Source organism: Pseudoalteromonas sp. SG41-1, from assembly GCF_014164575.1.
In the GTDB taxonomy this organism is placed as follows: Bacteria; Pseudomonadota; Gammaproteobacteria; order Enterobacterales; family Alteromonadaceae; genus Pseudoalteromonas; species Pseudoalteromonas rhizosphaerae.
In genome coordinates this window covers 30,039-54,993 of sequence record NZ_JACJFL010000024.1, presented here as the reverse complement: position 1 = coordinate 54,993, position 24,955 = coordinate 30,039, and the positions used below count along the sequence as shown (strand labels likewise).

20 protein-coding genes are annotated in these 24,955 nt (G+C 40.5%); 15 read left to right on the top strand and 5 right to left on the bottom strand.

The window, feature by feature from the left end; genetic code table 11:
- Window positions 1-47 precede the first annotated feature (47 nt).
- The 3 genes from H5203_RS13840 to H5203_RS13830 form a co-directional block, all read right to left on the bottom strand.
- A complete protein-coding gene (locus H5203_RS13840) occupies window positions 48-1,535 on the bottom strand; it encodes an exopolyphosphatase (protein WP_182819872.1) in 1,488 nt (495 codons plus the stop codon).
- Window positions 1,528-3,615 (bottom strand): polyphosphate kinase 1, encoded by a 2,088-nt coding sequence (gene ppk1, locus H5203_RS13835; RefSeq protein ID WP_182819871.1) that lies wholly within the window; start codon window positions 3,613-3,615, stop codon window positions 1,528-1,530. Before ppk1 ends, H5203_RS13840 begins: the two co-directional genes overlap by 8 nt.
- 120 nt (window positions 3,616-3,735) lie before the next feature.
- A complete protein-coding gene (locus tag H5203_RS13830) occupies window positions 3,736-4,242 on the bottom strand; it encodes a glycine cleavage system protein R (protein ID WP_145238210.1) in 507 nt (168 codons plus the stop codon).
- A gap of 359 nt (window positions 4,243-4,601) precedes the next feature.
- Here H5203_RS13830 and H5203_RS13825 point away from each other — a divergent pair, with 359 nt between their 5' ends.
- The 10 genes from H5203_RS13825 (at window position 4,602) to H5203_RS13780 (ending at window position 15,604) form a co-directional block, all read left to right on the top strand.
- The gene (locus H5203_RS13825; RefSeq protein ID WP_182819870.1) at window positions 4,602-6,836 is read left to right on the top strand and encodes an ABC transporter permease subunit; all 2,235 of its coding nucleotides are present in this window, start codon (window positions 4,602-4,604) and stop codon (window positions 6,834-6,836) included.
- Window positions 6,837-6,850: 14 nt separating this feature from the next.
- Complete coding sequence (gene pstA / locus H5203_RS13820) at window positions 6,851-8,500, top strand: phosphate ABC transporter permease PstA (protein ID WP_145238216.1); 1,650 nt, start codon at window positions 6,851-6,853, stop codon at window positions 8,498-8,500.
- A gap of 27 nt (window positions 8,501-8,527) precedes the next feature.
- Window positions 8,528-9,355, top strand: coding sequence for a phosphate ABC transporter ATP-binding protein PstB (gene pstB, locus H5203_RS13815; RefSeq protein ID WP_145238219.1), 828 nt, complete (start codon window positions 8,528-8,530; stop codon window positions 9,353-9,355).
- 54 nt (window positions 9,356-9,409) lie between these two features.
- Window positions 9,410-10,111, top strand: coding sequence for a phosphate signaling complex protein PhoU (gene phoU, locus H5203_RS13810; protein WP_064668157.1), 702 nt, complete (start codon window positions 9,410-9,412; stop codon window positions 10,109-10,111).
- A 171-nt stretch (window positions 10,112-10,282) separates the two neighbouring features.
- The gene (locus tag H5203_RS13805) at window positions 10,283-10,960 is read left to right on the top strand and encodes a TIGR00153 family protein (RefSeq protein ID WP_145238222.1); all 678 of its coding nucleotides are present in this window, start codon (window positions 10,283-10,285) and stop codon (window positions 10,958-10,960) included.
- Between the two features lie 39 nt (window positions 10,961-10,999).
- On the top strand, window positions 11,000-12,268 hold the full coding sequence (locus H5203_RS13800; protein ID WP_145238225.1) for an inorganic phosphate transporter: 1,269 nt from the start codon (window positions 11,000-11,002) through the stop codon (window positions 12,266-12,268).
- Between the two features lie 92 nt (window positions 12,269-12,360).
- Window positions 12,361-13,290, top strand: coding sequence for a hydrogen peroxide-inducible genes activator (locus H5203_RS13795; protein WP_145238228.1), 930 nt, complete (start codon window positions 12,361-12,363; stop codon window positions 13,288-13,290).
- A gap of 265 nt (window positions 13,291-13,555) precedes the next feature.
- Complete coding sequence (locus tag H5203_RS13790; RefSeq protein ID WP_145238232.1) at window positions 13,556-14,098, top strand: RNA polymerase sigma factor; 543 nt, start codon at window positions 13,556-13,558, stop codon at window positions 14,096-14,098.
- Window positions 14,091-14,681 (top strand): hypothetical protein, encoded by a 591-nt coding sequence (locus tag H5203_RS13785; RefSeq protein ID WP_145238235.1) that lies wholly within the window; start codon window positions 14,091-14,093, stop codon window positions 14,679-14,681. The genes H5203_RS13790 and H5203_RS13785 overlap by 8 nt, the downstream gene beginning before the upstream one ends.
- A gap of 11 nt (window positions 14,682-14,692) precedes the next feature.
- Window positions 14,693-15,604, top strand: coding sequence for a hypothetical protein (locus H5203_RS13780; protein WP_182732011.1), 912 nt, complete (start codon window positions 14,693-14,695; stop codon window positions 15,602-15,604).
- Between the two features lie 63 nt (window positions 15,605-15,667).
- Here the strand turns inward: H5203_RS13780 and H5203_RS13775 are convergent, their stop codons facing one another.
- Entirely contained in the window at window positions 15,668-15,892 is a 225-nt protein-coding gene (locus H5203_RS13775) for a hypothetical protein (protein WP_145238241.1), read from the bottom strand.
- A 203-nt stretch (window positions 15,893-16,095) separates the two neighbouring features.
- Window positions 16,096-18,621 (bottom strand): EAL domain-containing protein, encoded by a 2,526-nt coding sequence (locus H5203_RS13770; protein WP_182819869.1) that lies wholly within the window; start codon window positions 18,619-18,621, stop codon window positions 16,096-16,098.
- Between the two features lie 168 nt (window positions 18,622-18,789).
- Between H5203_RS13770 and queA the strand changes: the two genes are divergently transcribed.
- The 5 genes from queA to secF all read left to right on the top strand — a co-directional run bounded on the left by queA (window position 18,790) and on the right by secF (window position 24,323).
- Complete coding sequence (gene queA, locus H5203_RS13765) at window positions 18,790-19,821, top strand: tRNA preQ1(34) S-adenosylmethionine ribosyltransferase-isomerase QueA (protein WP_145238247.1); 1,032 nt, start codon at window positions 18,790-18,792, stop codon at window positions 19,819-19,821.
- A gap of 174 nt (window positions 19,822-19,995) precedes the next feature.
- On the top strand, window positions 19,996-21,123 hold the full coding sequence (gene tgt / locus H5203_RS13760; RefSeq protein ID WP_145238250.1) for a tRNA guanosine(34) transglycosylase Tgt: 1,128 nt from the start codon (window positions 19,996-19,998) through the stop codon (window positions 21,121-21,123).
- A gap of 25 nt (window positions 21,124-21,148) precedes the next feature.
- On the top strand, window positions 21,149-21,487 hold the full coding sequence (yajC, locus tag H5203_RS13755) for a preprotein translocase subunit YajC (RefSeq protein ID WP_016709184.1): 339 nt from the start codon (window positions 21,149-21,151) through the stop codon (window positions 21,485-21,487).
- Window positions 21,488-21,506: 19 nt separating this feature from the next.
- A complete protein-coding gene (secD, locus tag H5203_RS13750; RefSeq protein ID WP_145238253.1) occupies window positions 21,507-23,366 on the top strand; it encodes a protein translocase subunit SecD in 1,860 nt (619 codons plus the stop codon).
- Window positions 23,367-23,375: 9 nt separating this feature from the next.
- Window positions 23,376-24,323, top strand: a complete 948-nt coding sequence (secF, locus tag H5203_RS13745) for a protein translocase subunit SecF (protein ID WP_145238256.1) — start codon at window positions 23,376-23,378, stop codon at window positions 24,321-24,323.
- The last annotated feature ends 632 nt before the right edge of the window (window positions 24,324-24,955 follow it).

The following is a 24,955-nucleotide window of genomic DNA, read 5'->3' as shown; positions in this document are numbered from 1 at the left end:
TCTAATTTGGGTAGCGCATGCTATCCAAATTCAGCCATGTCTGTAAATCACACAAAGTCGATTAAAAAGCCTACTTTCTTCAAATATTTTTGCTCTTGTTGTAAATCAGCATGAAGCAAGGTTTGTTCATTGAGCCAATCCGCTGGGAACTGCAATAGCATACTATTGCCTTTTACTGATACTGCTAACTCTTGATGTTGATCGTTAAGGCGTTTTTGATTTAATAATATAGCTAGTCTGAGTAATACAATTAATTGTAATATTTGAAAGTGGGGCACCGAGAGTAAAGTTGGAAATTCTTCTAAACGAATTTTTTTACGGTAAAACCGTATCATACAGCTTAATAATGTTTGCTGTTGTTGAGTAAATCCTGGCAGTTGACTATTTTCAACAACATAAGAACTATGTTTGTGTAAGCCTGATGAGTTAATACCTAAACCAACTTCGTGTAATTGCGCTGCCCACACTAATAATTGATGATTATCTAATGAGTCGAGCTGCCATTCTTTTTGTACTTGTAGGAATAACCAATCGGCAGTATTTGCAACACGTTGTGCATGTACTTTATCTATTGTGTTTCTTTCGCTTAAATTAGCTATGGTATTGGTGCGTATATCTTTAAGCGCTAACTTTTGCTGCATTTCATGCAGTAAACCTTCACGTAGTGAAAAGTCGCTGTAATCCATTTCGGTAATATTAAACAGCTGAAAAATCGCGAGTAAAATAGCTAAGCCACCGCAAATACTTACTTGACGCTCAGGGCTTAAACCTTCAATAAGTAAGTTATCGATAGTTTTAGCGGCTATGAACTGAGTTTTAAGTTCGAGCAATCGCTCCTGTGTGATATTTTTTTGTTCAGGGTCATTAGCGTTGATCATGGCTAATATTGATTTGATGGTGCCTGACGTCCCCACTACCGATTGCCAGCCTGCGCTGACGTAATTGGCAAAAATAACCTCAAGTTCTTGCTCTGCTTTTATTTGTGCTTTGCTAAAGCGTTTATCATTAATAATACCATCGGCAAAAAATTGCTTGGTATAGCTTACGCAGCCCATATAACGGCTAGAGAGCAGCTTATGTTTAAAATGCTTGCCAATAATTAGCTCGGTACTACCGCCGCCAATATCAATAACTAAACGGTTTTCATCGTGATGAACATAATGAGCAACACCTTGATAGATTAAGCGCGCTTCTTCTTGACCTGAGATCACATCAATATGATAAGGAAAAACTCTATTTGCCTGAGTTAAAAATGAATTAATATTTTTAGCTCGTCGTAATGTATAAGTTGCAGCAATTTTTACATTACTCGCAGGGAAGTCTTGTAGCGTAGTAGCAAACTGCTTTAATATCGTTAATGCTCTATCGATAGCCATTTGACTTAATTGGTTTTTTTCATCTAAGCCATCGGCTAAGTAAACGCGTTGCTTTTCTTTGCGGAGAATTTGCAAAGAGCCATCCACTTCTCTTGCGACCACTAAATGAAAGCTGTTTGACCCTAAGTCAACCGCAGCTATTGAGGGATAATCATTCATTATTGTAATTGCCTTCCCATTTTTTTAAGTGATCATAAATAGCTATTTGCGAACGTATTTTTTTACGATTACCGCGTCTAACATAATGATTTTTCTGTTCGCTATCAATGATTCTCGCTTTGGTACGATCTTTAAATTGCAGTTCAAGTACGTCAACAATGAGTTGTTTTAGTTTTTCATCATAAATAGGCACGCCAACTTCAACTCGATGATCAAGATTACGTGTCATCCAATCTGCAGATGAAATATAGACTTTTTCATCCCCATTATTACCAAAGATCATAACTCGTGGGTGCTCTAAAAAGCGATCGACGATACTAATTACCCGAATGTTGTCGCTAAAATTATTGAGTCCTGGCATTAAGGAACACATACCACGGACAATAATGCGAATTTTAACACCGCTACGAGCGGCCAAGTACAAGCAATCAACCAGTTCTTTATCTACTAAGTTATTTATTTTTAATGTTATTTTACCAGCGTGGCCATTTTCAACATGGGTTATTTCTTGGTGAATTAAACCAAGCAACAGCTGTCGAGCGTTCACTGGCGAAATCATCAAATGTTCGAACATAAACGGTTTATAACTGCTTTCAATAAACTTAAATACGCTATCACTTTCGTCACAAATACCTTGATGTTTAGTAAATAAACTAAAGTCTGTATAAATTTTGGCGGTTTTTTCGTGAAAATTACCAGTGCCAATGTGCGCGTACTTTACTATTTGACCTTTTTCACGGCGATGAATAATACATAACTTACTGTGTACTTTAAGAGCTGGTATACCAAAAATAACTTTAATACCTGCGCCACTGAGTACTTTTGCCCACTCAATATTATTTTGTTCATCAAAGCGTGCTTTTAGCTCCACCATAACGGTGACTTTTTTGCCATTTTTTGCCGCGTTGATCAGTGATGAAATTAATCGAGATTTACTCGCAACACGATAAATGTTTACTTTAATTTGTGTTACTCGAGGGTCAAATGCTGCTTGGCGAACATATTCCAGTAGATGATTAAATGTATGATATGGATAATAAAGTAGAATATCTTGCTGACTAATTGCAGCAAACACACTGGCATGATTATTAAATGCTGTGCTTTGCAAAGCCGGTAATGATTTGTTTTCTAAATATTGCCGACCAACATTGGGAAAACCAATAAAGTCTCTAAAGTTACGATAGCGACCACCGGGGATCAACGCATCGTGATGAGTAACACCTAAGCGTTTTTTCATTACTTTGAGCATTGGCTCGGGCATCGCTTGGTCGTATACTAAGCGCACCGGCTCGGCATAAATACGCTGTTTTAGGCCCTTAGACATCTTATCTAAAATACCTTCTTCTAGTTCGTCATCTAGGTTGTATTCTGCATCACGGGTCAGCTTGATTGCGTAGCCTTGGATCTCAGTAAAACTAAAAAAACTGCTAAATACGTCACTTAAAAAAAACAAAATAATGTCATCTAACATCACAATAGTTTTATGACGACGGGTTTTTTCGGGTGGTAAAATTACAAAGCGTGGTACGCGATCAGTAGGGACTTCTAACATCGCATAATGACTTTTGTCGTTAAACATTTCGACAAACAAGTACGTCATTGTATCGTTAATATGATCTGAGAAGTCTTTATTTTCATCTAGCATTATAGGCGATATATGCTGTAATACATTGTCATGAAAAAATATTTTTAGCCAGTTAATATGAAATTCACTAAGCTGCTCGGGACGGTCAACATGAATGTTGTGGGTATTTAAATCATCGAGAATTTGCTGATGAATAACGTTAAATTTTTTACCAAGCTGCAAAACCTTTTGCTGAATTTGGGTCAGTAAAATCTCATCTTCATCAAAATTAGTATCTGGTAGTTTATTTAATAGAATACGTCGTTTTACATCGGCAACACGGACTCTGAAAAATTCATCTAAATTGTTTGAGAAGATCCCCAAAAAACGAATACGTTCAATAATTGGGTTATTTTTATCTTTAGCTTCTTGTAAAACGCGATCGTTAAAAGACAGCCAACTTAACTCTGGGGCAAAATAATTAATCGTTTGAGACGCATCAGCGCAGGCGTTCATATTCTATTCCTTGGATAGCAACTGAACAAAATATAAAGTAATTAGATGACATAAAAATGACAAACATGTCACTTTTATGACATGTTTATCTAGCTATAAGAGATGAATTTTAGCTGTGGCTTAAGCGTCTTCAATATCAACAATTAAGTCGGATGTAATTGCTTCGAGTGCAGCAACAACTTCGTCTTTATTCATGCCTGAAGGCAAGGCAACAGTTGCTACGGCGCTGAAAATTGGTAGTCCCCAGTTTGGTGCGCTTTGCTGCTTAGAGTTTAAGTGAGTGATATTAGCCCCTTTGTGACGCAATACTCCTGCAAGTTCTTGAATAATACCTGGTCGGTCATTACCAGTTATCACAAAATTAAGCTGTTCAGCAGGTGTGTCTGGTAGTTCATGCGCGCCTGTTTCAATCCGTACTTCTAATTGTGGTAAGCCATGCAATGCGTCTTGTAATTCTTGCAGATGCTCTGCTGGCACAGCTACTTCAATGATGCCAGCAAAGTGACCGGCTAAATGGCTTAAGTTACTGGTTAACCAGTTACCATTATGATTTAAAATTGCAGATGAGATGTCTTCTACAAGTCCTGGACGATCTTGTCCCAAAATAGTTATAACCAATTGCTTCATATAGATAATTCCTAAAGAGTGCCGTAATTAAATAATAAATGCCCAGGCATGAAATTATTGTTATATTAAAAAGAACCGGATTGAGTATTGACTCAGTCCCCAAATTTGTCCAATTTTTTTGCCAATAGTTCAATTTAAAAACAGTAAAATAGTGTGAGTTTACAGTCTGAATTATCTAAACTTTTGTTTATCAATAATAAAGCACTAAGTTGAAAGTTTTTCAAGTTATTGAATATAAACATTGTTTGTTTTTTTATGATGAATACCACAACAAAGTCTTAGCAATTATGACGTTTGTAACAATACTGTCATCTTGGTGAAATATAATCTATCCAACGTTAAGATTTATAGGTGTTTTGATGACTTCCAATCCGAATAAACCGTCTTTTAATACGGATAGAAGCCGTCTATTTAAAGATCGGTTTGCCAAATTTAGCATTACCGCTGGCGGTATTATGGTATTAATAGCTTTGCTATTGATATTCTTCTATTTATTGTATGTTGTGCAACCTATTTTTGAATCAGCGAAGGTAGAAACGCGCGATAGTTTTGCGCTTAGCGATGCTGAACAAATTGTTGGCTTAGGTGTTGAAGAGCAAACAGAAATTGCTTTTTTACTGAGCAAATCAGGTAAGGTTGATTATTACAGTGTTGAGAAAAAGGGCTTTGGTAAAAAGCTTGCTAGCTTAGTTGTGCCACTTGACAGCGAAGTGAGTAGTTTTGCAACCAGCGCGCCATTTCAAGGGCATTACGCATACGGACTAGAAAATGGTTCGGTGATGATAGTGTCACCTAAATTCTTAGTTACCTTTCCTAATAACGAACGTAAATTAACCCCACGTTTGGGTTATCCACTTGGTGAAAAAACATTGCAGGTTGACGACAATGGTGCTGCCATTAAACAATTTGCATTTAGTCATTATGAAGATAAAACCGCTGTTGTGGCACAAACGGCTGACAAACGTGTGATTTTTAGCAGCTTTGTTGCTGAAGAAAACATGTTCAGCGGTGAAGTTGAATGGGTTGTAGAACGCACTGAACTTGATGTCGAAGGGCGCGTAGACCAACTCCTAATGTCGCCAGATACCACCCGTACTTTTGTTCGCTCAGCAAATCAAATTTATGTTTACGATACTCGCAATCCAAGCGAGGTTGAGCTGATCCAAATGCTTGCAGCGAATGAAGAAAATGCCAACTTGGTTTCGGCGCAATTATTAGCCGGAGCTAACTCGCTGATGCTAGCGAATGACAATGGTGAAGTTTCGCAGTGGTTTGAAATTAATACTGACGATGGCCGTGAATATCAAAAAATACGCGCGTTTGAAACCTCAAAGCAGCCTAAGCTAGATATATTCACTGAGTTTTATCGCCGTACGTTCTTTACCACCAGTTCTAATGGTGAGTTAGGCGTGTATTACACCACCAGTGAAGCAAAACTATGGCAAGGTAAAATCAGTGAAGGTCCGATTGAAAACTTTGCTATTGCACCACGCTCAAATGCGGCACTTATTCTAGCTGATGACAAATTAACCGTGGTTGAAATTCACAATGAACACCCTGAGGTGACTTGGTCAGCCTTGTGGCAAGAAGTGTGGTATGAGGGTTATCCAGAGCCGGGTTATATTTGGCAATCAACGTCTGCCGGTGATGACTTTGAAGCTAAGTTTTCTTTAGTGCCAATTTCATTTGGTACTATAAAAGCTGCTTTATATGCGATGCTATTCGCAGTGCCGATTGCGCTCTCGGCAGCAATTTATACCGCTTATTTTATGTCAGGTCCATTGCGTAAAGTAGTCAAACCAACGGTTGAAATAATGGAAGCATTACCAACCGTAATTTTAGGTTTTTTAGCAGGCTTATGGCTTGCGCCGTTGATAGAAGAGCATTTACCTGCGATTGTTGGTCTGTTATTTATGCTGCCGCTGGGGATTTTAGCGACCGCATTTGCGTGGACTAAATTACCAGAAAGCTTTCGTCACCGTGTTCCTGAAGGGGCTCACTCAATCTTACTAATACCAGTATTGTTACTGATTGGTTGGTTAGCCTTTGCGATGAGCGGGGTGGTTGAGTTGTGGATGTTTGACGGTAATGTTCGCCAGTATTTGACTAACGAATTGGGTCTGACTTTCGATCAACGTAATTCACTGGTAGTCGGTATTGCGATGGGTTTTGCGGTTATTCCGACTATTTTCTCTATCGCAGAAGATGCTGTATTTAGTGTGCCTAAGCATTTATCAAACGGTTCATTGGCGCTAGGCGCAACACAATGGCAAACCTTGGTTAGTGTGGTGTTATTAACCGCCAGCCCTGGTATTTTCTCTGCGGTCATGATGGGCTTAGGCCGCGCAGTAGGTGAAACGATGATTGTACTAATGGCAACGGGTAATACGCCAATAATGGATTGGAGTATTTTCCAAGGTATGCGTACTTTGGCCGCGAATATTGCAGTAGAAATGCCAGAATCGGAAGTGGGAAGTTCACACTATCGGATCTTATTCTTAGCCGCTTTTGTATTGTTCATATTCACCTTTATTTTCAACACAATTGCTGAGTTTGTGCGTCAGCAGTTGCGTGATAAATACAGCTCGATGTAAGTGGGAGACACGACATGTTAAAGCAGTGGTTTAAGTCAGGTTCTCCTTGGATATGGATGACAGGTGGTGCAGTAAGTATCAGTTTGATTTCTGTCTTAGGGTTATTAGCAATGATTGCTTGGAAAGGGTTAAGCTTTTTCTGGCCATCACAAGTAGTGCAATTAGAGCTACAAGGCTCGGTTGCGCAGCAAACCGTAATTGGTGAAATATACGACCGTGAAATGGTGCCTAAGTCTCGTCTTGAGGCAACCGGTGTTGATTTATCTGGTTATGACAAAGAGCAACTAGAGCGTTATTTAATTAAAACCGGTAACCGTGAATACGTTGATTTAGATTTTCGTTGGGTGTTAGAAACCGACATAAAATCAAATACCATGCCTGCGACCCTAGCTGTATTTGAGCGCAGTAAAAACGGTAACTTTTATGGTTACGTTGAACAGGTAATAAAAGACGGCCAAGTGATTACCGATAATAAAACTGAAGTATTAGAAGAATTAGTTGAACGTGCCGTTGAGCTTAATGAGCAAGCTCTTGATTTGCAAAACGGTGACATTGGTCATATTAACTATCAATTAGAGCGTTTACGTTTACAAGAGAAATCGTATTTACTTGATGATGCATTGACCGATGAACGAGTGGCTGAGCTTGCGCAACAGCGTGCTGATCTAAGAGCCGAGTATGGCGTACTTGAAAAGCAATTATTTGCACTGCGCAAACAAGCTAAGCGTGATCAGGTAACCGTAAAAGATATGCGCGGTGAAATTGTTACTTTGCCTTTATATCAGGTTTTGGATTTTTGGTTTCCTAATGACATGAGCTTTGTTGCAAAGCTAGGTCACTATTTTGTTCAACTAGGTAAATTTGTTTCAGATGATCCGCGTGAAGCTAATACCGAAGGTGGTGTATTCCCGGCAATCTTTGGTACTGTTTTTATGGTAATGTTGATGGCTGTAATCGTAACGCCGTTTGGGGTTGTAGCAGCTATATACTTACATGAATATGCGGCTAAAAATGCGGTTACCAAGATGATCCGTATCGCGGTCATTAACTTGGCTGGTGTTCCTTCAATTGTTTACGGTGTATTCGGCTTAGGATTCTTTGTTTATGTATTAGGTGGCAGTTTGGATCAATTGTTTTATCCAGAAGCCGCACCTAGTCCAGTATTTGGTACTCCAGGGGTACTTTGGTCTGCTTTAACGCTTGCTATTTTAACGCTGCCTGTGGTGATTGTATCAACCGAAGAAGGCTTATCACGTATCCCAAGTACGGTTCGTCATGGCTCTTTAGCACTGGGCGCAACGCAAGCTGAAACGTTATGGCGTATTATCGTGCCAATGGCCAGTCCTGCGATTATGACCGGTTTAATATTAGCGGTAGCGCGTGCTGCCGGCGAAGTTGCACCATTGATGCTAGTGGGTGTGGTGAAAATGGCACCGACATTACCGCTCGATGGTAACTTCCCGTATTTTCATCTAGATCGAAAGTTCATGCATTTAGGTTTTCATATATACGATGTTGGCTTCCAAAGCCCAAATGTTGAAGCGGCGCGTCCGCTAGTGTATGCCACCGCATTCTTATTGGTATCAGTAATTATTACACTGAATATCACCGCGATAGGCATACGTAACCATTTACGTGAAAAATTTAGATCGCTTGATCAATAATTAGTAAAGATTCTATAGGTAACAAACATGATTACAGTCGCTCCACAAGTAAACCAATCAAGCACGAGTTTGAAATTGGACTTAGACAATTTAAGTACCGAGCAAACGGCACTCGAGATCAAAAACTTAGATCTTTACTATGGTGAAAAACAAGCGCTTAGCTCAGTGAATATGAATATTCCAAAAGGCCAAGTAACCGCATTTATCGGACCATCAGGGTGTGGTAAATCTACGTTATTGCGCTGTATTAACCGTATGAATGATCTGGTTGATATTTGCCGTATTGAAGGTGAAATTTTACTACACGGACAAAACATCTATGACAAAAAGGTAGATGTTGCAGCGCTGCGTCGCAATGTTGGTATGGTATTTCAGCGTCCGAACCCGTTTCCTAAATCAATCTACGAAAATGTGGTTTATGGCCTACGCTTACAAGGTATCAAAGAAAAACGTAAATTAGACGAGGTGGTTGAACAGTCACTGCGAGGCGCGGCACTGTGGGATGAAGTAAAAGATCGGCTTCACGATAGCGCATTTGGTTTGTCAGGTGGTCAGCAGCAACGTTTAGTGATTGCACGCTCTATCGCCATTGAGCCTGAAGTATTATTACTCGATGAGCCAACATCAGCATTGGATCCTATTTCAACACTGGTAATTGAAGAGCTTATCAACGATTTAAAAAATAAGTTTACCGTTGTTATCGTAACCCACAACATGCAACAAGCAGCGCGGGTTTCTGATCAAACGGCCTTTATGTACATGGGTGAATTAATAGAGTACTCAGATACCAATACGTTATTTACTACCCCAACGAAAAAGAAAACGGAAGATTATATCACCGGTCGTTACGGCTAGGCTGAGTCAAACTGTTTTTGGGTTACGTTAGCGATTTTGATAAGAAGGTAAACAATGGAACACAATATTAATAAGCATATTTCTGGCCGCTTTAACCAAGAGCTAGAAAACGTTCGTAACCATGTATTAAGCATGGGTGGCTTAGTTGAGCAGCAACTTAATAGCGCGCTTGATGCGGTAAGTAATGGCGATGCTGAGTTAGCGCGTAAAGTGCGTGAAAACGACTATAAAGTAAACGCCATGGAAGTAAATATTGATGAGGAATGTACCCGTATCATTGCTCGTCGTCAGCCAGCTGCAAGTGATTTACGCTTAGTGGTCGCGATTGCTAAAACCATTGCCGATTTAGAGCGTATTGGCGATGAGGCTGAGCGTATTGCTAAAGTTGCGCTAGATTCATTTACTAAAGATCAGCAAGATTTATTAGTTAACATCGAAAATATGGGTCGCCAAGTTTCAAAAATGCTGCATGATGTACTCGATGCTTTTGCACGTATGGATGTACAAAAAGCATTTGAAGTACACAAAGAAGATGCCAAGGTTGACCGTGAGTATGAAGCAATTACTCGTCAAATTATGACCTATATGATGGAAGATCCACGTTCAATTCCAAAAATTATGGATTTAGTTTGGTCGGTACGTTCATTGGAACGTATTGGCGACCGTTGTCAAAACATCTCTGAATATATTATTTACTTTGTTAATGGCAAAGATATTCGTCATACATCTCAAGAGGATATAGAAAAATCGTTATAGATTTTTTGATACCGTCTTGTTTTATTAAAGCGGCCAATGGTCGCTTTTCATGTTTTCATTATAATTATAATGCTGTAGCGGCAGCTGTGATGTAATAAAAGCATTCACAATCGCGGTGAATGCTGTAAAATTCACGCCGCAAAGCATACTAATTTGATTTAAGGGTCAGTTATGCCTACAAACGCATTTTTAGGGGTATTCGCAAAATCTCCTATAAAGCCAATGGAAGATCACATCAAGAAGGTACATCAAGCAAGTAAAGCTTTGATCCCTTTTTTCAATCATGTATTTAAAGAAGAGTGGCAACAAGCAGAAGAGATTCGCTTGAACATTCGTACTTTAGAACGTGAAGCCGACGACATGAAAAGAAATATACGTTTACAATTACCGCGCGGTTTATTTATGCCGGTAGAGCGTACAGATTTGCTCGAACTCGTCACCCAGCAAGATAAAATTGCTAATAAAGCAAAAGACATTGCTGGTCGTGTAATTGGTCGTGAGATGACCATTCCAAAAGAAATTCAAGTTAACTTTTTAGCCTATGTAACTCGCTGTGTTGATGCAACTAAACAAGCATCAAACGCAATCAATGAGTTAGATGAGTTACTAGAAACTGGTTTTAAAGGTCGTGAAGTGACCTTAGTAGAAAAAATGCTCGTTGAATTGGATGCAATTGAACAAGACACGGATGATATGCAAATCATAATACGTCGCCAATTACGCGACGTCGAAGATGAACTCAATCCTGTAGATGTAATGTTTTTATATAAAATCATCGAATGGGTCGGCGAGCTTGCGGATATCGCAGAACGCGTTGGTTCGCGTCTTGAGCTGATGTTAGCTCGGTAATTTACACTCAGTTCAATAACGAAAGATTAGGGTTACACAATGGATATCATTGCATCTTATGGCACGGTATTAATTTTAATTGCCGCAGCAGTCGGTTTTTTTATGGCTTATGGTATTGGCGCGAATGACGTTGCTAATGCGATGGGCACATCGGTAGGTTCAAAAGCATTAACTATTAAACAAGCTATTTTTATAGCGATGATTTTTGAATTTGCAGGCGCCTACTTAGCTGGCGGCGAAGTAACATCGACAATTCGTAAAGGCATTATCGATTCTACGCCGTTTTTAGACCTGCCAGAACTTATGGTATTAGGGATGATCTCGGCATTATTTGCAGCGGGTAGTTGGTTGCTAATAGCTTCATTCTTAGGTTGGCCGGTATCAACCACGCATTCAATTATTGGCGCTATCATCGGATTTGCCTTAGTTGCAGTTGGCAGCGAAGCGATTCAATGGGACAAAGTTGCAGGTATTGTGGGGAGTTGGATTGTTACCCCGGCGATTTCAGGGTTTATTGCCTACTTAATATTTATGAGTGCGCAAAAGTTAATTTTTGACACCGATGCGCCACTTAATAATGCCAAACGCTATGTGCCTATTTACATGGGTTTAGCCGGTTTTATCATGTCTTTAGTAACCATCAAGAAAGGTTTAAAGCACATTGGTATTAATTTAGGTGCTGTTGAAGGTTATGCATTAGCAATCGGTATTGCTGTTATTGTTGGTATTATTGGTAAAATCGTTATTTCTCGGTTAAAGATTGATCCAAAAGCCGATAAGAAAATGCAATTTAATAACGTTGAGAAAGTATTTGCTATCTTAATGGTATTAACCGCATGTTGTATGGCATTTGCTCATGGTTCTAATGACGTGGCTAACGCGATTGGTCCGTTGGCTGCAGTTGTAAACATTGTTGAAAATAATGGTGAGATAGCTAAGCAAGCGACAATCGCATGGTGGATTTTACCACTAGGTGGTTTCGGTATTGTTGCAGGCCTTGCAATTTTAGGCAAAAAAGTAATTAAAACGATTGGTGAAGGCATTACGCATTTAACACCAAGTCGTGGTTTTGCTGCTGAATTAGCTGCTGCTTCTACAGTTGTAATTGCATCGGGAACAGGCTTACCAATTTCTACTACACAAACCTTAGTTGGCGCGGTATTAGGGGTAGGTATGGCACGTGGAATTGCTGCACTTAATATGGGTGTGATCAGAAACATTGTAGTTTCTTGGGTAATTACATTGCCAGTTGGCGCTGCCCTTGCTATTGTTATTTTCTACATACTGAGAACTGCCTTTGGAGTTTAAATCCAGCAGTCTTTAAGTATTACAGACTTTTAGCTTGAAAAGATCTCAACGCCCTTGGTGTTGGGGTCTTTTTATTTGTGGGTACAAAAAGTATGACGAACTTACCAAGTATTAAACAGCTGCAGTATTTATTGGCAGTTCATCAGCATCAACATTTTGGCCGCGCCGCAAGTGCGTGTTTTATTGGTCAATCAACACTCAGCAGTGCAATTCAAACCCTTGAAGAAACACTCGGTTGCCAACTCATAGAGCGTGAAAATCGTAGTTTGATGTTCACAGCCATCGGCGAAGAAGTGGTAGAGCGGGCACGCAAAATTATTGACGATACGCTAAGTGTTAGAGAGCTGACTAAAAGCCATTTAACACCGCTAAGCGGTACGCTCACCCTCGGAGTTATTCCAACGATTGCTAGTTTTATTGCGGCACCTCTATATCACCTTTGTCAGCAACAGTTTGCTGATTTAGAGTTGGTACTGGTTGAAGACACCAGTGATAGCTTGTTAGATAAACTCGAGCATGGCCATATCGATATGGCGCTATTGGCACTACCTTACGATACTGATAAATTTCATACTCAAGTACTCGCGCAAGATCACTTTTGCTTAGTACATCATAAAGACTATTTACCTGCTAAGAATATAGAAGATTTTAACTTGTTACCGGAAGCCAGCGTGTTCTTATTAGAGCGAGAGCATTGTATGACAGGGCACGCATTAAGTGCTTGTCATTTAAATCGTTCAAGCTGTATCAATCCGTTTGAAGCGGCGAGCTTACACACCTTACTTAGCATGGTTGAGCACCAGTTCGGTGTGACTTTTTTACCGCAAATGGCGATTAACGCGGGTATTTTAGCGAACAAAAACATGCTTGCCACTCCCTCACAAAGTGACGCATACCGCGATATTGGCATTTTATGGCGCAAAACAACTGGTCGTATTCGAGATTTTCGTTTATTTAGCCAAATGCTAGAAAGCTTTTTAAAGCAGCAATGTCGCTTAATGCCAATCGACTTAAATATTTAACCATTCTAGCGAGCTAAATAAAGCGCTAACTGCGTTATAAATTTTTCATGTAGAACAACTATATGTCAAAATTTATGCCTTGTTATCACTCCATTTATCTGTCGCTATAAATGGTCAGTAACTTAACACGATTGGTATAACGACACAGGAATAGCTCATTTAGGTGAGCTTTTTTATTTATTTTCATTTATTTTTATCTTTTCCAAACTATCTGCTTCACTCTATCGACTAACCTCATAAGTAAAATAACTAAGCATCGAGAATCGTGTTTTTTCAATCAATAGAAACATTAATCGCCAAAGCACAACAAGGAAATAAGAGCGCCTGGCTTAAGCTGGTTAAGCAGCATGAAAGCCAAGTTTATAACTATTGTTTGCGGATGCTAAGTAACCCAGATGATGCCATGGACTTAATGCAAGAGGTGTTTATTTCGGTGTATAAAAGTCTGCCGAACTTTCGTGGTGAGTCGAGTTTTAATACTTGGGTATTTCAAATTGTGCATCGGCGTAGCGTTGAATACTACCGCCGTCGCAAGCATTATCAGAGCTTAGATGATGTGCCAGAACAGGCCTGTGAACACAGTGAATTAGAAGGCAATCGTGTAGCACAGGCCCAGCATCAGCAATTAAAAAGTATGTTGAATAAGTTACCGTGGGAGCAGCGTTTAGTGGTGGAGTTGAAATTTTTCCAGCATTGCACCTTTGAAGAGATTGCTGAGCAATTAGATATTTCAACTAATACTGCTAAGTCGCGGTTATACAGTGCATTAGGAAAATTAAAAGTTCATTTGGAGGCCGTAGATGGCTAGTTTAGAGTCGCTTTTTGAGCAATGGTTAGATGGTAAAGTTTTGAGCGATAAACAATTGCAGCAGCTCGAAAATGATCCCGAATATGCAGCGTTGATGAGCCAAGCGCAAGTATGGCAACAACATAGCCGTGACTATAAGGCTGTACCTGTACCAATCTGGGATCGCCAATCAACAATATCGCAGTTCTCTGCTGTGCGTGTGTTTAGCGTCGCTGGAGCGTGGGCTGTTGCAGCATCAGTATTGGTTTGTTCGTTAATCTTTTTAGTTATACCGCAATCAGATGCGCAGGGGTTACTTGCACAAGTAACGAAACAAACACATTTATTGCAGTCTCAACAAAAGCAAATTGACCAAATGCAAAGAATTATTACTGCGCAAAATCAATTGCAACAACAGCAGATGTATCAATTAGCAAAAGAGGCCATTGCAACAGGACGAGTTGAACGCCAAGAAGATATTGCCAGTTTAATCACTTACATCAAAACCCAGCGAGCTCAAGATCAAGCGTATCTACGGATGCAATTAAATGATTTAGCCGAACAAGTACAAGAGCAGCCAACAGCCGCGATTGCGAAAAATTAGGAGTATAGAGCATGAATAAAAAACTTATCAGCAGCGCCATAATGGCCATACTAGGGTGCTTAAGTGCTAATGTATCTGCGCAAGACCCTGCGGAGTTGGCATCAATACAGCGTGAAGTAGCAATAATGGAAAACATTTTAAGCAGCGCGTTAAAGCAAGATACCAATAAAAGGATCCGTGCGATTCAAGCCAACTATTTTGTTAAGCAGGGAGTGGTATTTGAGCTGGACGTAAGAGGCTCTAGCCGCTGGCAGACTATTTTTAGTAACGCACCTAATGCGCCGTTACCACCGCTGCCTGAAATTGATTTTGCTAATATGGATATTGAAATTATCAGTGATCAAGTAGAGTTTATTACCGAAGATGTTGTTGAATCATCACGAGAAGCTTATCAACAAGCGATGGAACTAATGCGTGAAGGCGCAGAACAAGTGCGCGAAATTGCAGAGCAAGAGCGTGATGTGGGCCGAAAGTTGCGGGATTTAGAGCGTGAAAAGCGCGATTTAGAGTTTGCCAGCCGCCATGATAATAGCGCCGAAGAGAAACAGCTTGAACAACGCAAAAAAGCGTTAGAAAAAGATATCGCGAAGCTGGAAAAACAACAAACTACACTCACTAAACAGCAGCAACAGCTACGCCAAAATATCAATGCAAAGCATGCAGAGCGTGAGCAACAACAAGCCGCAGAGCAACAACAGTTATTGGAGCAAGTAAGCACAAGTATCAGTCTTACGTTATGTGATTACGGTAGTGGTTTACGTAGTTTGCCAAACGACGAGCATGTGAGTTTTGTTCTTAAAGGGCTCGGCGATAAAAATACGAGTTTAATAAAAGTATTTAATAAATCAGATATTAAAAAGTGTGTCGCCGGCGATATCAAAGCCAGCGAACTGACTAAAAAAGCTATTAGCTACCAATTTTAATTAGCCGAGCTGATATTAACTGAGCTCAATTAATAACTTATCCCTGACCAACAAGCAGCCGTGTTACAAAGGCTGCTTTTCGTTATGCCCTTCATATTCAAACTGTTTATTGAATGGCGTAATATCTGGTAAAAATAACAAATAAACCCACACCACTAAGTTAAAGTAGGGGATCAAACCTAAGCAGGTAAAAGTTACAACCGGGTAACCTTTGATACTGGCATATCGATAGCATTGGTAAGTTATCCCTAAGTTTACCGCTAATAGTAACACTATTAATTGCATCATAATTCACTCCATAAATTGACAATGATACTAATAACAACATGTTAGTTTGTGAGTGGCATGTTGCTATGATTTAACGATGTCATGTGAAATTTCGATTATCATCATAATCACAAGACATTTATCGCCCGATGAGCAAAGTATAGATGAGTTATCACAAGATGGAAGTAAAAAAATGCGTAGATTTGTATGAAAAGTTCGCTATTTTAGCTAGGTGGTTGTTCGTAAAAAGTTTTGTTTTGATAAATTTTTTGTAACTGATGTTTGATTTTTTCTACGGGCACCGGGCGTGAAATAAAGTAGCCTTGGCCATAATCAACACCTATTTCTTTTAGTGCTAAAAAGATCTCTTCATTTTCAACATATTCAGCAACTGAACGCTTATTGAGCGAGCGACTAATATCGTTTATTGCTTTAACTAACGCCAAGTCGATTGGATCATTAAGCATATCGCGAACAAACGAACCGTCTATTTTTACGTGTTGAGCTGGCAGTTGCTTAAGATAATTAAAGGTGCTAAAGCCAGTGCCAAAGTCATCAATTGAGAAATGACAGCCCAAGCGATTGAGCTTTTCGATCATCGCACGAGTGGCAGTTAAATTATTGATACTGGCGGACTCGGTGATCTCAAAAATAACCCGGGTAGGGCTGATATCGCACTTTTCAAGGGTCGATTCGATATGCGGTAATAGGCGTTCATCTAAAAACGATTGCGCAGATAGGTTTATTGCAACTTGATTTAGCTCAGGGTTAGCGGCAATGGCAGAAATTGCATTGCTGATCACACATTGATCCATTAAGTAAGTGTCGTTCAATAATTCAAGTGACGGAATAAATTGGTTTGGATAAACCAGTTCACCGTCGAGTTTTAAGCGTAACAGTGCTTCAAAATAAGCGACACCACCATGTTTAAAGTCCCAAATAGGCTGGTAATGTAATTCAATTTGGTTTTGTTGCAATGCTTGGCGAATGCTGTGTCCCCACTCTAATCCAGCTTGCAAGGTGTTATGGCTGGCATCTTCTTTAGAGTAACAATGAACCAAATTACGGCCTAAGCTTTTAGCAACGTACAAGGCAATATCAGCTTGTTTTAAGCATTCACTCGGATCATGGTTCGCTGCTGTTATTTGCGTTAAGCCAATTGAGCAGCTAATTGAATAAACTTGTTCTTCAGATTTAAACTGATGACCCTCAATAGCCATGCAAATACTTTCAGCTATCAAGTGTGCATCAAGCAGATTCATATTATTTAAGATCACCGCAAATTCATCACCACCAATGCGACACACTAAGTGTTCATCATTGATATTGGCGTTAAATAGTTGCGCAACTTCTTTAAGAACTATATCGCCTTGTTGATGGCCTTTACTGTCATTAATTATTTTAAAATGATCGAGGTCAATATAAATTAAAGCGTGTTCTATGTCGCCATTAGTGCGTTGCGGCTGGCAAATTCGATTGAGTTGTTGATCAAAATAATAGCGGTTATGTAAGCCGGTTAAGGTGTCATGTAGCGCTAAATGGCGCAGCTGTAATTCAGCTTGTTTGCGCTCATGAATATTATCTATTGTGGCGGTGATCGTGGCAGCATTACTGCTGTTTTTGATTAGTTGTAAGCGGCACTCAACCCAAATAGCTTGACCATCTTTATGAATAATTTGCACTTCAACCTGCTGTTGCAAGGCACCGCCATGCAAAATACTGCTAATTGTTTGCAGTAGTTTATCTTTGCAATCATTGATACAAAAGTCAGAGAGTGCTTTGCTCAAGGTTTGTTTTATGCCAAACCCACTGAGTGCTTCCCACGCAGGGTTGATAAAACGAATGCGGCCTTGTTCATCAAATTCAAGCACCACAGTATTAAGATGTAATAGTATCCGCTGATGGGCTGAAAATAGCTCCTTATAGCGGCTTTGACTTTGACTTAGTTGTTCTACTTTTTGTGCAAACTCTGCATAACTGACCATAAAATCTTCACGGCGCGCAGCATGGTCGCATACTTTACTTAACAAGGTTTGTTCATACGGTGCACGAATAAAATCAGTAACCCCTGAAAGCAATAGTTGTTCAGCATGATCGGCATCTTTCGTGTCTATAATGGTTACAATGGCTTGTTTTGGGTTGTGTTGTAAAATCTCTTCAACTAATTGACTGGCAGCTCCTGCGTGTGCTGCGGTTGCATCAAGTAACACAATGGCAAACTTTTGCTGCAAATAGATTGATAATGCTTGTTTATTACTAGAAACATGGGTGCAGGCAAAGTTTAGCTGTAATTGTTGCGCTATTTCAGCTGCTTTGTCACTGTCGGTTTCGAGCAGCAACAAGTCTAAACGACTACTTTTTTCTAAATGCGTTGATAACACATTTGCCAGTACCTGTGGCAGCATATCTTGGCGTTCAAATGGCAATACTGCATCTATGCCATAACTGCGTGCTGTCGTTTCGGCTATTCGCTCACAATAGATAGGCGGAGTTAGTACAATTGGTGTATTTTTTGGGGTTTTTAATAACCCTGAACGGATCATCCGAGAAAATCGCCAACCATCTATTTTACCAACATTAAGACCGGTAATAATGACATCGACCGCTTGAGATTTAAGAATTTCGAGGGCTTGCTGGCTATCGGCTACTTCAAGGAAAGTAAATACATTGAGCCGATTTAAGGTTGACTTAACAGCCTGACGCTCAGCGACACTGGCGTTTAAGATCAGCAAAGTTAGCTGCTTAGCCATTTATGTCACACCTCTTATAAACCTAGATCTAATTAAGTTGAGTAGAATAATGCCATTTGTCTCGAACCACAAGAGAACATTCCATTGTATTTTAATTAAAGCCGTTGGTTGAGCTAATAGCGCGATGCAGTTAAACTTGGCGCGACTTTTTTGATCTGGATATATCCTATGCGCGTGGCTGATTTTAGCTTTGACTTACCTGATGAATTAATTGCTCGTTTTCCTAAACAGGATCGAACCAGCAGTCGCTTATTAACCTTAGATGGCCCAAGTGGCGCTGTAGAACATAAAATATTTAGCGATATTATTGATTTAGTAAATGAAAATGACTTGTTGGTATTTAACAATACCAAAGTGATCCCTGCTCGTATGTATGGCCAAAAAGCGTCAGGTGGCAAAGTTGAAGTCTTAGTAGAGCGAGTGCTTGATGAGCACCGCGTGCTGGCTCATGTACGCGCCAGTAAATCACCAAAACCAGGTACAGAACTTATTCTCGAAGGTAAAGCGCAGGCGACTATGGTGGGTCGTCATGGCGAATTGTTTGAACTAGAGTTTAGCGATAGTCAAAATGTACTGGAAATTTTAAACGATATTGGCCATATGCCACTGCCACCTTATATTGACCGTCCAGATACTGACGAAGACCGCAAACGCTATCAAACAGTTTACGGTGAAAAACCTGGCGCGGTTGCAGCGCCAACTGCTGGCCTACATTTTGACGATACGCTCATGGCAGCAATAAAAGCTAAGGGCGTAAACATGGCATTTGTTACTCTGCATGTTGGCGCGGGCACATTTCAGCCGGTACGCGTAGACTCGGTTGATGATCATATAATGCACTCCGAATACATTGAAGTGCCTGATGATGTTGTTGCAGCAGTCGCTGCAACCAAAGCTAACGGCGGCAGAGTGATTGCGGTAGGCACAACTTCGGTACGTTCATTGGAATCAGCAGCTAAGATACATGGCGGCCAATTAGCCAGTTACTTTGGTGACACCGATATTTTTATTTACCCAGGTTATCAATTTAACGTAGTTGATGCCATGGTCACTAATTTTCACTTGTCAGAATCGACATTGATCATGTTGGTTAGTGCATTTGCTGGGCAAGATAATATTATGAGTGCATACCAAACTGCAATTGCACAAAAATACCGCTTTTTTAGCTACGGCGATGCGATGTTTTTAACCCGTAAATAGTTTTTTCTATAAAAGCACTTAAAGCCCAGCCTTGCGTTGGGCTTTTTAGTTTTGATTTTTGCACTTTTAATTTCAGCTTTGGGCCCAATTAATAGTAATGGTTTTACAAAAAGGGTAGAATCGAGCGGTTAAATTATAGCTTGTTGGACTGTTTTTCTGACATTTGAGGATGATATGAAGTTTGAATTAGACCGTACAGACGGTAAAGCCCGCCGCGGCCGCTTGATTTTTGATAGAGGCGTAGTCGAAACGCCAGCATTTATGCCAGTAGGTACTTACGGTACTGTCAAAGGTATGACCCCAGATGAAGTCAAAGACACTGGTGCGCATATTTGCCTAGGTAACACCTTCCATTTAATGCTTCGCCCTGGTACTGAAATCATCAAGCAGCATGGTGGATTACATGGTTTTATGAATTGGGATAAACCGATTTTAACCGACTCAGGCGGTTTTCAAGTGTTTAGCTTAGGCGCAATGCGTAAAATTACCGAAGAAGGTGTATTGTTTAGCTCGCCTGTTAACGGTGAAAAAATTATGCTTTCACCAGAAAAAGCCATGCAAGTGCAGCGTGATTTAGGTTCAGACATCGTAATGATTTTTGACGAATGTACGCCTTATCCTGCCACCGAAAAAGAAGCTAAAGATTCAATGGAGTTATCACTTCGTTGGGCTAAGCGTTCAAAAGAAGGTCACGGTGACAATCCATCAGCTTTATTTGGTATTATCCAAGGTGGTATGTATCCGGAGTTGCGTGCTCAGTCACAACAAGGTCTTGAAGAAATTGGTTTTGATGGCTACGCACTCGGTGGTTTATCGGTCGGTGAGCCAAAAAATGAGATGATTAACATTCTTGATCACTGTGCTTATAAAATGCCAGAGAACAAACCCCGTTACCTTATGGGTGTAGGTAAACCTGAAGACTTAGTTGAAGCCGTTCGTCGCGGTATCGATATGTTTGACTGTGTAATGCCAACTCGTAATGCGCGTAATGGTCATTTATTTATAACCGGTGGCATTGTGAAAATTCGTAATGCTGTGCACAAAACAGATACCGGCCCACTTGATCCTGAGTGTGATTGCCATACTTGTAAGAATTACTCGCGCGCGTACCTACATCATCTTGATAAATGTAACGAAATTTTAGGTGCACGACTAAACACAATTCATAACTTACGTTACTATCAGCGCGTTATGGAAGGTTTACGTAATGCGATCGGTGACGGTAAGTTAGATGAATTCGTAAATGATTTTTATGCACGCCGCGGCCAAGAAGTGCCAGAGCTTGCAGATACCACAAATTAAATTTAAAAATTAAAGAGGAAGTGTTATGAGTTTATTTATTTCAAACGCCCACGCAAGTGCGGCAGGTGCAGCGCCAGCCGGTGGTGGTTATGAGATGTTGATCATGCTAGCTATCTTTGGCTTAGTATTTTACTTCTTGATTTACCGTCCACAAGCTAAGCGTGTAAAAGAGCATAAAGCGCTGATGAATGCGATGGCAAAAGGCGACGAAGTTCTTACTCAAGGTGGTTTAGTGGGTAAAATCGCTAAAATCTCTGAAGATAAAGATTTCATCGTTATTTCACTTAACGATCAAGCTGAAGTAACTGTACAAAAATCAGCAGTGTCAGCAGTATTGCCTAAAGGCACAATGAAGTCGCTATAATAATAATAAGGACGCCCACGTGTTAAACAAGTTTCCATTATGGAAGTATTTACTTGTTCTAGCTGTGATTGCGGTAGGTCTTTTATATGCCTCTCCTAATTTGTATGGTCGTGATCCGGCCATACAAATTTCAGGTACTAAAGGAACTGATGCAGATCTAGCTGTAGTAGACAAAGTAAATGCGACCCTCAAAGAGCACAATGTTACCGTAAAATCAGTTAAGTTCGAAAACGGTCAAGTGTTGATCCGCTTTAAAAATGTTGAAGAGCAGCTTAAAGCGCAAGATTTATTGCGTGATTCATTGAGCGACGATTACATCTCAGCCATTAACATGGCCCCGGCGCAACCTCATTGGTTAAAAGCCCTTGGCGGCAATCCAATGAAATTGGGCTTGGATTTAAGTGGCGGTGTTCACTTTACGATGGAAATTGACATGGTGACAGCGGTTGATAACGCGCTGGAACAAATGGATCAAGACTATAAAAGTGATTTACGTGAAGAAAAACTACGCTATCGCACGGTACGTCGTGTAGCCGGTACTGAACGTATTCGTGTGGAAATGCGCAGCGCAGAAGATAAAGATGCGGCAGAGCGTTTTTTACAGTCACGCTACCCATTACATAACTACATTGATGATAGCTCTAACGATAACGCGTTTTATGCCACCATCAGCGAGCAAAAGCTCAAAGAAATTCGTGACTATGCTATCAAGCAAAACGAAACCATTATCCGTAACCGTATTAACCAAATCGGTGTTGCTGAGCCTAACGTACAACGTCAAGGTGCAGAGCGTATTATTGTGCAGCTACCAGGTGTGCAAGATACTGCGCGTGCGAAAGAGATTTTGGGTGCTACAGCAACCCTTGAGTTTCGTGAAGTAGACGAAAATGCCGATCCAACGGCAGCAGCGCAAGGGCGTATTCCGCCTGGTACTGAAATGATCATGAGCCGTGACGGCTACCCAGTGGTACTTAAAAAACGTATTATTCTCGAAGGTAGTCACATTACTGGTGCGCAATCGGGTGCCGATGAATACCAACGTCCGCAAGTAAGTATTAGCCTTGATAGCAAAGGCGGCGCGAAAATGAATGCTTTCACTAAGCGTGCTATTGGCAAGCGTATGGCGACAGTATTTATAGAGTATAAGCCCTCTGGTAAAACAGACGAAAACGGTAAAGCGCTACCACCAATTAAGGTGGAAGAAGTGATCAACGTTGCAACTATACAAGCGCGTCTTGATCGTTCGTTCCGCATCACCGGCATTGATAACCCTGCAGAAGCACATAACTTAAGTTTATTACTACGTGCTGGAGCACTTGTTGCGCCAATTCAAATTGTTGAAGAGCGCACGGTAGGGCCAAGCTTAGGTCAAGAAAATATCGAAGCAGGTATGACGGCGGTTGCTTTAGGCTTCCTGTTTGTACTGATCTTTATGTTAGTTTATTACAAAGGTTTTGGCTTAGTCGCTAATATTGCCTTAGCAGCTAACTTAGTATTGATTGTGGGTGTTATGTCGTTGATCCCAGGCGCTGCACTAACACTGCCAGGTATTGCTGGTATCGTACTAACGGTAGGTATGGCAGTTGATGCCAACGTACTAATATTTGAGCGTATTCGCGAAGAGCTGGCCGATGGACGTAGTCCGCAACAGGCTGTTCATCATGGTTATGATAGTGCTTTTAGTACAATTTTTGATGCCAATATTACCACCTTAATTGCTGCGATTATCTTGTTCGCAGTGGGTACAGGCCCAATTGCTGGTTTCGCAGTGACACTTGCGATAGGTATTATCACCTCAATGTTTACAGCCATTGTTGGTACCCGTGCGGTAATCAACTTATGTATTGGTGGTAAGCGCATTGATAAGCTGTCAATTTAAGGAGCAGATATGCAAATTTTAAAATTAGGCGGCAGAACTTTAGGGTTTATGTCGCTGCGCAAAGTTGCTATGAGCATCTCAACGCTACTTATTTTGGCATCGTTCGCATCGTTCTTCGTTAAAGGTTTAAACTTTGGCTTAGATTTTACGGGCGGTACAGCGGTAGAAGTCGGTTTTGCACAACCAGCAGACTTAAAGAAAGTACGTTCAGTGTTAGCTGAAAATGGTTTTGCAGATGCATCAGTACAATTATTTGGTTCAAGCCAAGAGATTTTGGTTCGCTTAGCACCACGCGGTGATGATGTTAAAGCCGAAGTAATTGGTAACCAAGTAATTGATGCACTTAAAAAAGCCGATGATAGCGTAGTAATGCGTCGAATTGAGTTTGTTGGCCCAAGTGTAGGTGAAGACTTAAAAGAGCAGGGTGGCCTTGCCATGTTAACTGCGCTTATTTGTATCTTGATCTATGTGGCATTTCGCTTTGAGTGGCGTTTTGCGGTAGGCGCGGTGTCGGCACTTTTACACGATGTAATCATTACTTTAGGTTTGTTTTCAGTATTAGGGTTAGAGTTCGACTTAACCATATTGGCGGCAATACTGGCGGTAATAGGTTACTCTCTTAATGATACTATCGTTGTATCTGACCGTATTCGTGAGAACTTCCGCAAAGTGCGTATCGACGATACTGTTGAGATAATTGATATTTCATTAACGCAAACACTTAACCGTACTCTAGTAACTTCAATTACCACTATTTTAGTATTAATCGCCTTGTTTGCTTGGGGTGGTCAAACTATTCATGGTTTTGCTACAGCGCTGTTATTTGGTGTGTTTATTGGTACTTACTCTTCGATTTATGTTGCTAGTGCCGTTGCGCTTGCGATGGGCGTAAGTAAAGAAGACTTAATACCAGAAGTTATCGAAAAAGAAGGCGCAGATTTAGACGCTATGCCATAGGTATGATTCTAATTTTACGTTTAAAAAACCGCTCATTGAGCGGTTTTTTGCTTTTAGGTATTGATGCCGCGCAAGCTGTATTAGGGATCAGATTATAGGTGTCAGATTTCAGGTAGAGCTAGTCTCCAGCCTTTAATCTCTTGCATTTCACTTTTGTGTGTAGCGAAGCGCCTCTGTGCGCTCGTGAGCATAAAATTGCGCGAGGTAAACTCTAGCCTACGGGTTGGCATCAGTGTTTTAATATGCGTAGGCGCGACTTTATGTCTAGTAAGTTGTATTGAGGGGTTAGATTTCAGGTGGAGCTAGTCTCAGTCTTTAACCTAATGCCTTTCACTTCTTTGTGTAGCCTAGCGCCTCGGTGTTCTCTGTGGTGAAATTTATTTTTAAGATAGAATACAGAGCAGATTTTTCGTGGCTGAAGCCAACTCCTACGAGTTAAAGCTTATAACTCAACCTCCGTGTAGCGAAGCGACTCGGTGTTCTCTGTGGTGAAATTGTTTTTTCAAATAGAATGCAGAGCAGGATTTTTCGTGGCTGAAGCCAACTCCTACGAGTGAAGAGTCGGGCTTAAACTTATCGCTAAAGCCCTCTGTGTAGCGCGAAGCGCCTCTGTGTTCTCTGTGGTGAAATTT

What these genes read in the sequence shown, in the direction of transcription:
- H5203_RS13840 (WP_182819872.1), bottom strand. Translation starts at nt 1,535, where the DNA reads ATGAATGATTATCCCTCAATAGCTGCGGTTGACTTAGGGTCAAACAGC.
- ppk1 (WP_182819871.1), bottom strand. Translation starts at nt 3,615, where the DNA reads ATGAACGCCTGCGCTGATGCGTCTCAAACGATTAATTATTTTGCCCCA.
- H5203_RS13830 (WP_145238210.1), bottom strand. Translation starts at nt 4,242, where the DNA reads ATGAAGCAATTGGTTATAACTATTTTGGGACAAGATCGTCCAGGACTT.
- H5203_RS13825 (WP_182819870.1), top strand. Translation starts at nt 4,602, where the DNA reads ATGACTTCCAATCCGAATAAACCGTCTTTTAATACGGATAGAAGCCGT.
- pstA (WP_145238216.1), top strand. Translation starts at nt 6,851, where the DNA reads ATGTTAAAGCAGTGGTTTAAGTCAGGTTCTCCTTGGATATGGATGACA.
- pstB (WP_145238219.1), top strand. Translation starts at nt 8,528, where the DNA reads ATGATTACAGTCGCTCCACAAGTAAACCAATCAAGCACGAGTTTGAAA.
- phoU (WP_064668157.1), top strand. Translation starts at nt 9,410, where the DNA reads ATGGAACACAATATTAATAAGCATATTTCTGGCCGCTTTAACCAAGAG.
- H5203_RS13805 (WP_145238222.1), top strand. Translation starts at nt 10,283, where the DNA reads ATGCCTACAAACGCATTTTTAGGGGTATTCGCAAAATCTCCTATAAAG.
- H5203_RS13800 (WP_145238225.1), top strand. Translation starts at nt 11,000, where the DNA reads ATGGATATCATTGCATCTTATGGCACGGTATTAATTTTAATTGCCGCA.
- H5203_RS13795 (WP_145238228.1), top strand. Translation starts at nt 12,361, where the DNA reads ATGACGAACTTACCAAGTATTAAACAGCTGCAGTATTTATTGGCAGTT.
- H5203_RS13785 (WP_145238235.1), top strand. Translation starts at nt 14,091, where the DNA reads ATGGCTAGTTTAGAGTCGCTTTTTGAGCAATGGTTAGATGGTAAAGTT.
- H5203_RS13780 (WP_182732011.1), top strand. Translation starts at nt 14,693, where the DNA reads ATGAATAAAAAACTTATCAGCAGCGCCATAATGGCCATACTAGGGTGC.
- H5203_RS13775 (WP_145238241.1), bottom strand. Translation starts at nt 15,892, where the DNA reads ATGATGCAATTAATAGTGTTACTATTAGCGGTAAACTTAGGGATAACT.
- H5203_RS13770 (WP_182819869.1), bottom strand. Translation starts at nt 18,621, where the DNA reads ATGGCTAAGCAGCTAACTTTGCTGATCTTAAACGCCAGTGTCGCTGAG.
- queA (WP_145238247.1), top strand. Translation starts at nt 18,790, where the DNA reads ATGCGCGTGGCTGATTTTAGCTTTGACTTACCTGATGAATTAATTGCT.
- tgt (WP_145238250.1), top strand. Translation starts at nt 19,996, where the DNA reads ATGAAGTTTGAATTAGACCGTACAGACGGTAAAGCCCGCCGCGGCCGC.
- yajC (WP_016709184.1), top strand. Translation starts at nt 21,149, where the DNA reads ATGAGTTTATTTATTTCAAACGCCCACGCAAGTGCGGCAGGTGCAGCG.
- secF (WP_145238256.1), top strand. Translation starts at nt 23,376, where the DNA reads ATGCAAATTTTAAAATTAGGCGGCAGAACTTTAGGGTTTATGTCGCTG.